The following is a 14,202-nucleotide window of genomic DNA, read 5'->3' on the forward strand; positions in this document are numbered from 1 at the left end:
TTCGCTTCTCTGTGCCTCGGTGAGGCAAGCAGGAAGACGGAGGAGGCATGCGAAGGTGTTCGCCAACCGCCCATTTCTTGATCGATCAACGACTTGCTTTGCCCTGAATTCACCTAGCATGAGCTGAGGATCCGGGAAGGCTCTCCAAGGCCGTGGCGCGGGCGCGTGAGCCTTCGACAAGTTACTAAGGCTCCCAGACTTCATAGCAGCTCAGTAACCGTGGAGTCCGGCGACGCCATCGGGGGAACGCCTTTCCTTGCCTTCCCCGTCCCCCTATCTTCCCTCTCTGACCCGCCGGTGTTCCGGCACCTTGGCGCAAGGATTGCATTGTGGCGTATCAGACCGACTGGCCCGAAATTCTCGAATGGCTCGGAAAGAGCCGCACGGTATGGATCAAAAAGCTCGCCCGTAATGACTGCTCCTGGGCTGAAGACTCCATGAAGCGTCAGTACGGCTTCTATGTGCCGTCGGATGTCCGCAACGCGAACTTCTTCCCCCCCTTGCTCGCTCTCAGTCCGGACCGGGCCCACATTCGCGAGACCGAGCTGCGTACGTTCTGGCCCACGACCGGTGAATGGCGAATCTCGCGCGTAGTCCATTACCTGCGCAAAGGGTCTGAGACACACTTCACCGGGCTGCCCAAGGACCAGTTCGCAGGCCTAACACCTGCCTCGCTCCTTCTCATGGGAGCCTTCGACCTGCCAGACGGCTTGGCGCATTGGATCCTCATCGTCGATTCTGCTTCCGAAGCCGCCGCGATCGTGGAAAGCGTGTTCGACTTGGGCAGCGACTTCCACACCGGTCTTTTTCTGCCGGCCGACTACCTGCTGCGTGCACGCGATGAATACAGCCAGCTCATCGAAGAGCTCTCGCATGCACTAGCGCAAGGGACGCTGCCGGCATTCATCGCCTCTGCCGCGCTGCCCTCAACCGACGCGCTTGCACAGATGGCGCAAACCCAGTTCATGCGCGGACGCCGGCTGTCGTCACTCAGTCCCTTCGCCCTCGCCGCGCCCGGGGACGCGGTCATGACCATCAGCCGGGATATCGAGTACGCTCTCTATCGTCAGGCCGAAATGCGCCATCGCGCGGCCGAGGTCCTGCGCATCCTTACCGGTCAGGGCGGAGGCGTCGACATTGCGACTGCCGTGGTGCGCGGGTTCGGAGCACTCGATGCGACCTTCCTCAGTGCCAGTCAGCATCGCAAATCGCGCGCAGGCATGTCGTTTGAGCACCATATCCGGCGGTTGCTCGAGGATGGCAACATCCGCTACGAGGCTCAGGCCGTAACCGGCGGCCGACGACCCGATTTCGTCATGCCCACCTCCGCATCCCTGGCAAACAACGCGGCCGAGCATCACGTCTCCATGGTGCTTTCTGCCAAAACCACGCTCCGGGAGCGCTGGAAGCAGATCGCTCTGGAACGATTTGCCAGCCCGATCTTTCTGGCGACCGTGGATGACCGCATCTCCGATGAGGCCATCCGCGACATGTCCGGGCACAATATCTGCCTGGTCGTACCGGAGTCACTGAAGGAAAGCGACTACGACGTGCACCCAAACGTCATCACGTTTGGCGATTTCTTCCGATATGAAGTTGGCCAGAAGCGGCCGACGTTGCTGGCGGCGCCGGCCTTCAGGCTGACCTGACCGACGGTGGTACTGCAAGGCAAAGGTCTGTGATGAAGCCAAGCCGAAAAGTTTGAGGGCCATGCTCCCGATGCATGCGCACCCCGGCCTTAATGACCCATCAAGTTCCGCCAGCCTGCGGACGAGGTAATTCGGCGCAAAGACGCTCCGGAAACGCACGGAACCGGCGTCGTACCACTCGCCCGCGTTTGCCCCTGAGCAGTTTCCCGTCAGTTTCCGCCTGACTGCCCGTCTCCCTGACTGCCTTAACAAACTGCGATGGCTGCCGCAGAATCGGGACCGGCCTGACGGGGCGACCTTCCCGGCGTCGCCGGACATTTTTAGAAGCGCCCAGCGCAGAGGCGGGCACGAGGAGTAAACATGGACGACAAGGAACTCAGGTCTGCCCGGCAGTCGGTTCCGCCGAATGCTGAGCAGCTGATCAACGCTCTGCGCCAGATCGGCTACAGCTTCGAGCAGGCGGTATCGGATCTGGTGGACAACTGCGTCAATGCGAAAGCGAAGAACGTCCTGATCCGCCTGCAGTACGACGACCAGGCCATCGTGCAGTTGCTGGTGGCCGATGACGGGCACGGCATGACCGAGTCCCTGCTTCAGCGCGCCATGCGTTTCGGCGCCCATGAAGACATCGGCGATCTGTCCTTGGGCAAGTTCGGCATGGGTATGAAGCTGGCCTCCTTCAGCCATGCCAAAACGCTGTCTGTACATACGGTCTCCGGCGCCAGCGCCTGCGGCCGTCGCTGGACGGTGGAGGGCATCTCACGAAACTGGCTCCTCGAGGAGATCCCGTCCGAAGAAGCACGCGAGGCCACCGCCGGGCCGTTCCCATCGATGGACCTCGCCCGGTGTGGCAGCGTCATCGAGTGGAGCCGCATCGACCGGCTCGCCACCAGTAAGAACGGCGTGGATGCCACGCTGAGCCAGCTGTTCAACCGCCTGCGCGTCCATCTCGGCCTGCACTTCCATCGATTCCTCGAATCCCGGCGCCTGTCTATTCGCCTTGATTCGCAGCATGTCGACGGTAGCGAGGCCGATCGTGCAACCGAGATCGCCGCGCTTAACCCGTTTCGCTACGACGAGAGCGGCGCACCGGAATTCCCGCAGAACTTTCCGGTCACGATCCCTGAGATCGGCAAAATCAAGGCCATCGCTCATATCTGGCCGCCCAACAGCAAGAGCCCCGAGTACAAACTCGGCAACCGGGCGGCCTCCCGGCAAGGCTTCTACTTCTATCGCAATGACCGCCTGATCCAAGCCGGCGGCTGGAACGGCGTGGTCGAGCATGAAACGGAGCCGCATACCTCGCTGGCTCGCATCGCCGTGGATCTGCCCGAATCCATGGATGAGCACTTCGGCCTGAACGTTCAGAAGTCACTGGTCATCGTTCCGCCGCCCTTTGCCGAGTCGATGCAGGCCGCGACCTCAGCGTCGGGCGTGCAGTTCTCGAAGTACCGCAGCCTCGCCGAACGCGTATACCGCAAGAAGGACGTCCGGGCACAGACAGACTATCCGTTGGTTCCTGACGGCGCCCTTCCGGCGGAACTCGCCCGGCGTGCTCGCGACGTGCTCGGTGATGGAAGCAAGACCCGCCCGGTGAAGATTGTCTGGGACGAGCTCTCCGATCCTGGCGCGTTGTTCGAGGTGGATCGCGAGGAAATGTGTTTGCGCCTAGACAAGCGCATGCGCCGCAAGCTCCTGGGTGGCAAGCGCGGAACGCAGACCGATCTTCCTGTCGTCAAATTGCTGCTCTTCCTGCTGCTTGAGCAGGACTTTGACAAGGCGCGACACTCAGCACAGCGCCGCAAACAGCTCGACGCCCTGTCCGAGTTGCTGTCCACTGCACTGCGCTTTGAGTAACGACTATGACTAGGACAGCACCGGAAGTGATGGAGTGGCGAGTGCTTGAGGAGCACTACATCTCAGCGGGCCTGCCGATTGAGCAGCCGATGCTGAGTGAGCCGGATCTGCGGCTGGTGTTTGCTCTGAATCCGGCCAGACTGGGGCTTCGAATGCGTGTCCCTGAGGGCCGGCTCCCGTCGCACTCCTGGGTACTGCGGAACATTACATTCCGCACCGTCCAGCTGGCGGGAACCCGGTTTGTCGAGGTGCTGACGGATACGCCGGAACTGTTCCGGGCGATCTATGCGCTCATCAACGACGTTATGGCCCGTATCCGCGACGGACAGAGTGACGGGCTGCTTGCGCTGGAGTCCAGTCTGGCGGACTTTCGACTACTGGTGGCTCAGGTCACCCAGCTGTCTAAGGAAAGGGCCGTTGGCCTGCTGGGTGAACTGATGGTACTTGAGGAGCTGCTAAGGAACGGTGCGACGGACACCGTCTGCTGGATCGGTGGCGAACGCGAGTCTCACGACTTCCGCCTCGGTCTGCACGAACTGGAGGTGAAGGCTACGACGGCGAATGTCCGGGAACATCAGATCCACGGCCTCAACCAGCTGACGCCTTCGCCGGGGCACACGCTGTCTCTCATCAGCATTCGGCTGGGTCACCCCGGCGCTGGGCCCGGGCGCTCCGTCAACGACTTGGTGACCACCATTCGGCAACTCCTGCCCGGACAGCCGGCACGAAAGCGATTCGATCATTCACTGACACAGGCCGATTACGACGAGCGGCACACGGAATGTACGGTGCGCTATCAGCCCAGTGCTGCGGTCACGGACATCTTCATTGGACGCGACTTCCCGGCCATGAGCCATGAGTGGTTGCATGGAGTGCTCGCGGTCGATGCTGCACCAAGGATTCGCAACGTTACCCTGACACTCAACATGGAAGGCATCGGACGGCCATTTGACGCCGCCGGCTACTTCAGGAAGACGGCATGAACGAGACCGAGATCTCCCGCTTGGTCGGGCTGCTGCACGCGACCCTCGAAGCAATGTCTGCCGGACCCGGCCCGTCTGGGCTGGAGCGCAGAGTCCGCTTCGAGCTGGAAGATCGTGAGGTGACCTCCGACATCGACGGTGCAGTGGCGTATCTGTTCGGCGAGATCGCACGAGGGGCTGCGAATTCGTCGGCACACCTCGTATTTGCGCGTCACCTTCGTGCCTGGGACGCCATCAGCGAAGCCCCATGGACCGAGCAAACCGGCAACTTCACGCCTGAGCGTCGCTCGCTGGTCTGTAGTGCCCTCAGATTGTCCGCAGCGATGGCTGAGGCACTGCTCACGAATATTCCGATCCACAAAGGCTTCGACGATGCAGTCCTGATCGCGAACGAGCATCAGACGTGGTACTCGGAACTGCGTAAGCAGCAGGCAGGCACGTTCTACTGGAGCCAGTATGAGCGCTACCTGCAGACCCAATCCGGCTGGGACGAAGCGGCCACGACCTCGCTTAACGAGTCGACTGACAAGGTGATGCATTGCCTGTCCGATCCGCAGCGTCATGAAGCCTTTGCGGTCCGCGGACTCGTGGTGGGTTACGTCCAGAGCGGCAAGACGGCCAACTTCACCGCCGTCATCGCTAAAGCCATGGACGCGGGTTACCGTCTGATTATCGTGCTGGCGGGAATGCTCGACAGCCTACGCTTTCAGACTCAGCGACGCCTCGACAAAGAACTGGTCGGCCGCGAGCAGATTCTGCGCGACAGGCAGGTCGATCAGGCCCACGAATACAGCGGCGACCAGGACTGGGAACGCTTCACTTCCTATGGCTGTCTGCCCGTTGAGAAGGGTGGCTTCGATATCCGTCGCATCACTACGTCTGTGGAGGACTACCAGAAGCTGGGACAGGGACGTGACGTCCTGCGCTTCGAGAAGCAGTTCGCGGACCGTCCCCTCAATCACCCCGACAACCTGCGTACCACCGCGGCCCGATTGATCGTCATCAAGAAGAACCCTGCCGTTATCCGCAAGGTCATCGCGGATCTGAAGGGTTTGCAGATGTCCTTCGACGACATCCCGGCCCTGATCATCGACGACGAGTCCGATCAGGCATCTGTGAACACCGTCGACCCAAGGAAGAAGCCGGCCGAAGGAAAGGACACGCGAACCGGTACCAACAAGGCCATTGTGAACCTGCTCGCGATGCTTCCCCGATCGCAGTATGTCGGGTACACGGCGACGCCCGCTGCCAACACACTCATTAATCCCGGCGACTCGCTGGACCTTTTTCCGCGCGACTTCATCGAACTGCTTCCCCGGCCTGCCAACTACATGGGCGTAGCGGACTTCCATGACTTCGACGACGAGTTCAACCCGCGCAGCAAGGAAGAAGTCGCAGACATGGGCTATGTCTCTAACCGCAATGCGTTCGTACGCAGCATCGTGGATTCCGACGACACGGGGACATTTGCTAAGGCGCTGGATGCCTTTTTTCTGACTGGCGCCCTGAAGTTGTTCCGTAACGATCTGGCACCCGGGTCCGTCAGCACTCGTCACCATACGATGCTGGTCCACCGCTCCTCAGGCCAGGACGCTCATGATGAGGACCGGGACACCGTCAGGCAGCTGCTGTCAAGGAACGCATACCGGAAGGCCGTCTCGCTGGAGCGCCTGTGGCGCCTCTGGAAGGAAGACTTCGAACCGGTGTCCGCCGTGAAGGAGCCGGGCCTGGCGCGTCCCGTGAGCGTTGCCGAACTTCGTCCGTTTCTGATTCAGGCGTTCGAGAAGTTTGAAGGATCCCGGAAGCAGGTCTTGGTCGTCAACGGACGCGATACGAACAAGGATGACATGCCTGACTTCGACAAGGAGAGTGTGTGGAACATTCTCGTAGGCGGCGCCAAGCTATCACGCGGCTACACCGTTGAAGGCTTGACGATCAGCTACTTTCTGCGGCGGGCGCAGGCGGCCGATACCCTGATGCAGATGGGTCGCTGGTTTGGCTTTCGGCGTGGGTATCGCGATCTTGTCCGGCTCTACTTGGCCTCACAGGTGACCGTAGGCAAAGCGAAGGTCGACTTGTACGACATGTTCGAGTCTGTGTGCATGGACGAAGAGCGCTTTCGCCAGCGCATCAGAATTTACTCTGCTCAAGGCATCCGTCCCATTCAGGTCCCGCCACTGGTTCCCATGGGCATGCTGATTCCCACGCAGAAGAACAAGATGCACAACGCCGAAATCGCCATGGAGAATTTCGGCGGGAAGGGCGCGCAGTCCGGGCGCGTTACGTTCGCACCGGCTGTGCGCAAGGCAAACGTTGCGAGGCTGTCCACCCTTCTGGGCAATCAGCTTGGCGAACCCGTGGAGCTGACCGGCACCTGGAAAGATCAACGCCAGTCGCTGCGAGGTCGCGCCTACACCGTCGGCGCTCCTGAGTTCTTGGAGTTCCTGAAGGCGTATCGGTGGGGTACGCCTGCAAACCAGTTCGCCGCGGTGATCGGTTTCTTATCGGGGACAGGCGGGCACTCGCCGGACGTCGATAAGTGGCGCGTGATCCTGATGGACAATCCCAGCGCGGCCGGAAAGTGGCGCTTCAACGGGAAGGCGGTCGGGGTCTTCGAACGCGGTGGCACCGCCGAACGGTTCAACGTGTTCTCCGAGTCCCGCCACAAAGCCGTTGCCGCTCACCTTACTGGCGTGACTGCGCTTAGTAGTCCGAATGCACAGCTGGTCGCGATGACGCAGCCACGACAGGCCATCTGCCTGATTTACCCCGTCGTCCCGCGTGATTTTGGGGGAACCTCCGTCAAAGACACGGAAATCACGCTGGGCATGCATCTGGAGTTCCCGGCGAACCGCATTCCTGAGCAGATTAACTTCCGTGTGCGGGATCCGAAGAGCGATGCGGCCTTTGTCGATGTGGCACAGCACAACTGATCAGTGCTCACTGATTCCGGTGAAGCGGCTGTCGCTGGGGTGTGGATGCTGGGCAGCGAGCGCGCACGCGGGCAAGGCGTGACTAAGTTTAGGTCCGCTTCTGGCCCGGAGCGGACGCTGACGAGCTCGCCGATCTGGCCGGCGCTGCCATTTCCCCGATCGGACGGAAGACCCATGGTCGGATTCACAAGCTTGCGGAACTGGGTTAACTGCGCACCGTTAGCTCAACTGGTGCGTCGTCGGATCATCGAGAATCCCGACCATGCAGTTGGCGACGTCCGCGCCGGTCGCCGTCGACAGGATGTTCCACCGCAGGTCGGCGCCCACCTTTAGATGGCCGCGAGCAGGCTTGAACGTCAGCGTCGCCGGACGAACGATCGTCCAATCGCAGGCACTGTCCCCGAACAAGCGCTACCTCTATCTGCTTGTCGGCTATCACTTCGTTGACACGCTCATTCCGAAGTTGTCGAAGAGTTTGTTCCGAGCGTCTCCATAGCTCTGGAGCCCGTGAGACCGTGCCGACGCTAAGGACATTCCTGACGGCCTTCAAGGCGCCGACTTCATCTCAATTACCGCGACTGGCCTGCCCGACAATGCAACGCCCCCTGCCCCGCACGCTGGGTCAAATGAGTGATAGATTGTCACTGAAACAGGGCAAGAGAATCCTATGACCCCCCATGAAGAAGAACTCGCCCTACTGAAGCGAGTCCTAGAGGTTTACGACCAGAAGCAGATCGCGGCCCATCTTGCCGCTGTCAGTCCGGGTGCCCCGTGCCGCGAGACGCTCAACCGCTGGGTCAACGGCAAGGCCGCGCCAGGCCTAAGCCATGTCGAGTACAAGGCTCTTGAGGCGCTGCTGCCGCAGCCAGCCAATGCTAAGCATGAGTTCGACTTCATTGATCTGTTTGCGGGCGTCGGAGGGCTTCGGCGTGGTTTCGAGGCCATCGGCGGCCGCTGCGTGCTCACGAGCGAATGGAATAAGGAGGCGGTGCGAACCTACAAGGCCAATTACCACTGCGATCCGGCTCATCATGTCTTCAATAGTGACATCCGGGAGATGACCCTCTCCGGCCGGGAGGATGTGTCCGAAGAAGAGGCCTACCGTCACATAGATGCCGTTGTTCCTGACCATGATTTGCTCTTGGCGGGCTTTCCTTGTCAGCCGTTCTCCATCGCAGGCGTCTCCAAAAAGAACGCGCTCGGGCGTGCTCATGGTTTTGAGTGCAAAACGCAAGGCACGCTGTTTTTTGACGTCGCGCGAATTCTTGCGGCTAAGCGTCCTGCGGCATTCCTTCTGGAGAACGTGAAGAACCTGAAAAGCCACGACAAGGGCCGCACTTTCAAGGTAATTGTAGAAACTCTCAGCGAACTGGGCTATTGGGTAGCGGATCTAGTTCACGACGCGGGCAAAGATCCCAAGATCATCGACGGCAAGCACTTTGTTCCGCAGCACCGTGAGCGAATCGTGTTGGTGGGCTTCCGAAAGGACCTGAACGTTCACGACGGTTTTTCGCTGCGTAATATCGCGAAGCACTTCCCGAAGGAGAGGCCCACGCTCGGTGACATTCTCGAATCGAAAGTGGACGACAAGTACATCCTGACGCCGAAGCTATGGGAGTACCTGTTCAACTATTCGATTAGGCACAAAGTCAAGGGAAATGGCTTTGGGTATGGGCTTGTGAAAAAGGGTGATGTGACACGCACCCTGTCGGCGAGGTATTACAAGGACGGCTCCGAGATCTTGGTGGATCGTGGCTTCAACCCGTTGAAGCCCCTGCATGAGCCGAAAAACCTCAAGAGCCGACCGCGTCGCCTGACGCCGCGGGAATGCTCGCGCCTGATGGGCTATGACCGCCCTGGTGAATCGACATTCAGAATTCCGGTATCCGACACGCAGGCGTACAAGCAGTTCGGAAACTCCGTGGTGGTTCCGGTCTTCGCAGCAGTGGCTAAGATGATGAAACCTGCGATCTTGGCGGCGAAGCAGCACCCTGCGCGGGCCGCAAGAAAGGTTGCTAGGCGCAAGCGTGTCTGACGTCCTCAGTCCCGAAGCACGCGCGCGCAACATGCGGGCGATCCGTGCCCGGGACACTGGCCCGGAGTTGCTGATCCGCAAGGCGCTTCACCGCAAAGGATTTAGATATCGGCTGCACGTCCGAGAGCTCCCGGGCACGCCTGACATTGTGTTTCCTAAGTTTCGGGCTGCTGTATTCGTCCACGGCTGTTTTTGGCACCAGCACCACTGTTCGCTATTCAAGCTTCCTAGTACTCGACCGGACTTCTGGCGCGAGAAAATCGCTCGTAACGCGTTGCGCGATCGCGATGCGCGCGAGAAGCTGCTCGCTGACGGCTGGCGTATCGCCACGGTCTGGGAATGCGCGCTCAAAGGCCGCTTTCGACAGGGAGTAGAGAATGTCGCCGACACGCTGGCATTCTGGCTCGGTGATGCCGATGAGGCCGCAATCGAGATCGCCGAGATTTGGATTGATTGACTTGATCATTCCCGACTCCCGAGCGGGATATCACTAGCGCATGTGATAGCCGGGTGTAATCGCTGGGGGGCGCACGGTCGACGGCATTGCCGGCCGCGCGAGTCAACCCTGCTTTCCGACGTTCTCTCTTGCCGAGCTAGGCACCATAATGGTGATGCGCGTCGCTACGTCGAGTCGTCGAAGAACAAGCATGCTCACTCACTAGGAGTTGGTGCGTCTGCTGCCGAGGTCGTCCTCGGAGGTTGTCCGATCCGGTCGGAAGCGGACATCAGCGTCGGCGAGGCGAGCTTACCCATCAGATGTCCGCTAACGGTCAGAAGCGGACACTTCACCTAGTTTCGCTGCCACGAACTCCCGTGCTTCGGTGAGCACGTTCGCCCCGTGCGCCCCAGTCACAACGTCATCGAGGGCGCCGGCCACGAAATCTGACCAGGAGCATGCAGTCGCCCCGGACGAATGGGCGTAACGACCGAAGGCGCTGCACACGGTCTGATCGTCCATCACAAGGAGTTGATACAGCTCTCTCGCCGGATCATCAAAGCGCCATTCGCGGAGAGGCTTGGGGGGAACGTAGGTCATCTGAACTCGCGAGGCCGAATGCCCGCTTCGGGTCGAAAGCGGACATTAGCATCCGATCCCGCCTCCGCCCTCCCCCAATGTCCCCTATCGGACAGTCGCCATCGGTTGAGTTAAGCCGTGCCGTGAATCGGCATCGGCTTGAACGAATTATTATGTTGCAGCTGTACCATGCTTCAGCCACTCATCGTTGCTTATCAACGTTGTGCGGTGAACGGTGAGCTTGCTGCAACCGTCGATGGCCTTGAGGCTAGACTTTACGCTCTCTACGAGCGCAGGGTGGAGCCACGGACTGAGAGTTACCTGCCTGATCGCATTGAGCTCAATCGGCAAAGCGTAGGAGAGCATTTCTTCTGTCTCTGACTCCCATAGCAACCGAACCTCACTCTCCGCACGGTACGGGTAGCGTTTGATGAATGGAAGACGATGACGGGGAAGTTTCGTGCTGCGAATATCCTCAAGCTTTACGTACTCAACCTCCATCAGCTGAAGGCCATCAATTCCATCTATTGAGTTCCGAAGCGACTGCTCATTGAGGGTTATGCGAACGCCAGAAGAAGTTGGCGCAAATATCCGCCAGTGGTGATACGTCTCCTGAGAGCGCGTGAAGCACAGCGCCAGCACTGAAGCGAGCTTGCTCTTCTCTCGGTACAGGGTGACAAAGCTTGAGTCGTTCTTGTCATCCCAAGTCATCGGATCAAGAAGAGTTAGCTGGCGATTCTTGAGGATGTGAATCAGAGACGGAAGATCTGTGTACCTAAAGAAGTGAACATCACCCACGCAGATCTCTCCCCTGCATAACGCCTGAAATGATCCGCGCCGCGAAGCGGCGTCGGCTTGGACGGACTGTTATACCGCTTTCGACCATTTTGCCAGGCTTTGATCAAATGGCCTGTAGAAAGGATGACGATTCAAGAAGAACTTCTTTTCGTCGCGAGGAAATTCTGAGGCGGAGTAGATAAACGCGCTCTTACGCCAAGGGTCCATGTGCTGAAAGGACTCTTTGTGCTCTCTCAACCAATCTACCGCTCCATTCGCCTTAGCGGCGAGAAGAATCTCCCTCTGCGCGAAAGCGTCAGATGAGCTGTAGCTCTCCGCAAGTTTTGAGAAATGATTCATATGCGGAGTCTTGCTAAATAGGCTAAGCACCGACAGTCGGAAGTACGGCTGCTGTGCAATTTCCGGCAGATTCAGGAGGCCAAGAAGTCGCTCCCCCAAGCGCAACCAATCTTGCTGGTCTATGAATTGAACGGAGGCCAGGTAGGTGCATATGTTGGCTAAGCAAGGCCCAAGTTTCTCGATGTTGCGAAGTGAAATGTCGATTGCACCTGGATGTCCCACTTGGGCGAGGCGCCGGTAGAACCATCTGAGGCGAATGAAATCAATAGGGGTCTGTCTCAAGTACTCGGTTATCACCTGCTCTAGTGCGGCCTGCGAAAACTGAGCCCAATCAGCAGCGCTGATGGAGTTGTAGGTGATGACTTTGTACGGATTTCCGCCAGAGTAGCGCTTGATGATCTTTAGAAGTCTGTCTTCTTCGTCTGAGATCGGGCGGTCTTGCACCATCTCATGACACAAGGCTTGAAAGTCACTCTGATTGAACAGCTTGGTCTTATGCCTTTGCAGCATGAGTCGCTGTTGTTGATCAAGCGTTGTAGCAATTTTCCCTAGTGTCGCTCTTGCTTCCTGTTCGCTCGCGCAGAACACGAGTATGTCGTCTGCGTACCTCAAGAAATCAAGCCCTTGTACCCGCAGGGAGTTGTCAATTGGGATCAGAGTTGATTCCGCAATAAGATGCGTTGCGTGAGGGCCAATTGGTACCCCTCTTGAAACGCCTGCCGTTGTCGATTCGAATAACCCGATTAGCCACTTCGTGACTTGATTCGGAAATGAAGAAGCGATCAGCTGATTCTCGATTGTATGGTGATAAATCTGATTGTAGAAATCCGCAATATCGCAATAGAGAACCCACTGAAAATTACTGGCCTTGCGGTACGCAGATTCCCAGAATTTGTTCCAGCTCTCTTTTTCTCCGTAAAGCCCGTCGACAAGAGTGGGGTGGAATCTGTAACTGAAGATCGTGTCTGCTGCTAAGCGGCGTCGTTCGATCTCTGCGCCGTACTCGTAAACAAGTGCGCAAAAGATGATCGAATCTTGAGGGTCTAGCTGCGTTGCCTGTCGGTAAGAGAAGTCATCTTTTGGAACAAGAAATCGACGGCAGGGGCCTGCCGGTAGGTCGCCGAGCTGCTTTCCGGTGACATTAGTTATGAAGTCGGTTGGTTCCGAATTGATTGCGTCAATCTCAGGGATCTTCGGAAATAGATCCCCATCACCGTGTGCAGACAGGAATTGAAGAGACCAGCGGAGTGATGCTTCTGAGATCACGACTACTCCCCGAGCGGTCAAGCGCCTGAACTAAGCCGAGCCGCGAAGCGGCTTCGGCTTGAATAGTGAGGGCCGCGCACCGGAAGCCCTACATGCCGAACGCATTGAACGCCAAGAACACCCCGGCGTACAAGGAGGGGGCGGCCGCAGCAATTGCAAACAGATGCTGGCGATGTGTGTGGGACCCGAGCCAAGGCAACTTAGCGGAAGCTTTGGAGTAGCCGACGCCCGCGACGACGGCAGAGGCGCCGAGCCAAATGGTTATGGCGAGCATGTAAGGCAGTTGAACGCCAAAGAACTTCGAGCCATAGCGACGCGCAGCGCTTGAACACCTCGATCCAGCATGTGCGGTCTGCACGTCTGCACGTCTGCTGAGTCGCCGACGGAGCAAACTAGGAGGAGGTGCGAGGTTCGCCCAAGCGGCAGCCGGGCCCGTGGCGGCCGAATCGCTTTTGCAGAGGCGATGGCGCTTTGACAGGCGGCCCTGCTTTGCTCGCTGCGGCACCCCGGCCCTCGGCCTTGCGTCGGGGTTCTTCGTCTGCGACGAACTTGCCCTAGGCGGGGCTCAGGCGCTTCGCGTCGCGGACAGCTGCGTCAAAGATCGCAGTGTCCAATACGAACGTCTCCCGCATCCCGTCGGCCGTCATGGACGTGCGCAGCGCGTCACGCTGAACTAGCGTCTCGATGGCCGGTCCGGACACCTGGAGTCGATTCATCTGGGTCCAAGTGAGTACCGCGCCGCCAGCCTGCACGAAGGCCGCAACTACCTTGCGCTCCTCATCGCTGAGCGCTTCATAGGTCGCTTTAGCGCGCTCGCGCTCAGTCTCCCGCCCCGTCGCCCTCCGGACCTTTTCATAGAGCCACGTCGACAGCAGGCGCGCTAGCGGGAACGCGATGACGGCCGCGAAGACGGCTATCACCCAGTCGCGCCAGTACAGGTACACGAGAAGGCCGGCCACGCCTGCCACTGACGTGCCAACGCTGCGGCCGAAGTCGGTTTCGCCGTACACACGGTCAACCCATTTGTCGAAGGTACCCATCTCGCCCCCCTTGGCGACCCGATGGGCGGACCACACTGCCCGCCCACAACCGTAACAACGCACAGCCTATCCGATCCCCTCGCTCGCGCGACGCCCACGCCAAGGCATGGGCGCTGCCCCTTTGATGGATCGTCAATTGCTGGGTCGCGGAGATCGGCCTGCACACAAGACCGCATAGCTGGAGCGACAAACTCCGCGGACGTCCACCATAGATTGGCGCAAAACGACAATCTTTAGCGGATCCCGCCCCTGGACAACGTCGGACGCCTATGTGCTGGGTCCACCAG

At 59.2% G+C, this 14,202-nt stretch carries 10 protein-coding genes; 6 read left to right on the plus strand and 4 right to left on the minus strand.

Going from position 1 to position 14,202, the window contains the following annotated elements; all coding sequences use genetic code 11:
- Positions 1-329: 329 nt before the first annotated feature.
- From GOY17_RS18310 to GOY17_RS18325, 4 genes are all read left to right on the plus strand, one after another.
- The gene (locus GOY17_RS18310) at positions 330-1,649 is read left to right on the plus strand and encodes a type II restriction endonuclease (RefSeq protein WP_198173743.1); all 1,320 of its coding nucleotides are present in this window, start codon (positions 330-332) and stop codon (positions 1,647-1,649) included.
- A 360-nt stretch (positions 1,650-2,009) separates the two neighbouring features.
- Entirely contained in the window at positions 2,010-3,506 is a 1,497-nt protein-coding gene (locus GOY17_RS18315; RefSeq protein ID WP_157031441.1) for an ATP-binding protein, read from the plus strand.
- Between the two features lie 41 nt (positions 3,507-3,547).
- Entirely contained in the window at positions 3,548-4,489 is a 942-nt protein-coding gene (locus GOY17_RS18320) for a PD-(D/E)XK motif protein (RefSeq protein WP_198173744.1), read from the plus strand.
- Positions 4,486-7,422, plus strand: coding sequence for a Z1 domain-containing protein (locus GOY17_RS18325; protein ID WP_157031444.1), 2,937 nt, complete (start codon positions 4,486-4,488; stop codon positions 7,420-7,422). The genes GOY17_RS18320 and GOY17_RS18325 overlap by 4 nt, the downstream gene beginning before the upstream one ends.
- Before the next feature lie 219 nt (positions 7,423-7,641).
- Here GOY17_RS18325 and GOY17_RS19170 read toward each other — a convergent pair whose 3' ends face one another.
- Complete coding sequence (locus GOY17_RS19170; protein ID WP_157031446.1) at positions 7,642-7,830, minus strand: NAD(P)H-binding protein; 189 nt, start codon at positions 7,828-7,830, stop codon at positions 7,642-7,644.
- A 259-nt stretch (positions 7,831-8,089) separates the two neighbouring features.
- Between GOY17_RS19170 and dcm the strand changes: the two genes are divergently transcribed.
- Positions 8,090-9,457 (plus strand): DNA (cytosine-5-)-methyltransferase, encoded by a 1,368-nt coding sequence (gene dcm / locus GOY17_RS18335; RefSeq protein ID WP_157031448.1) that lies wholly within the window; start codon positions 8,090-8,092, stop codon positions 9,455-9,457.
- Entirely contained in the window at positions 9,450-9,914 is a 465-nt protein-coding gene (locus GOY17_RS18340) for a very short patch repair endonuclease (protein ID WP_157031450.1), read from the plus strand. Before dcm ends, GOY17_RS18340 begins: the two co-directional genes overlap by 8 nt.
- Positions 9,915-10,643: 729 nt before the next feature.
- Here GOY17_RS18340 and GOY17_RS18345 read toward each other — a convergent pair.
- From GOY17_RS18345 to GOY17_RS18355, 3 genes are all read right to left on the minus strand, one after another.
- Complete coding sequence (locus GOY17_RS18345; RefSeq protein WP_157031451.1) at positions 10,644-11,270, minus strand: DUF2971 domain-containing protein; 627 nt, start codon at positions 11,268-11,270, stop codon at positions 10,644-10,646.
- A 69-nt stretch (positions 11,271-11,339) separates the two neighbouring features.
- Complete coding sequence (locus GOY17_RS18350; protein ID WP_157031453.1) at positions 11,340-12,875, minus strand: RNA-directed DNA polymerase; 1,536 nt, start codon at positions 12,873-12,875, stop codon at positions 11,340-11,342.
- A gap of 554 nt (positions 12,876-13,429) precedes the next feature.
- A complete protein-coding gene (locus GOY17_RS18355) occupies positions 13,430-13,915 on the minus strand; it encodes a hypothetical protein (protein WP_157031455.1) in 486 nt (161 codons plus the stop codon).
- Positions 13,916-14,202: the final 287 nt, after the last annotated feature.

This window comes from Lysobacter soli, from assembly GCF_009755585.1.
Lineage (GTDB): Bacteria > Pseudomonadota > Gammaproteobacteria > Xanthomonadales > Xanthomonadaceae > Lysobacter_J > Lysobacter_J soli.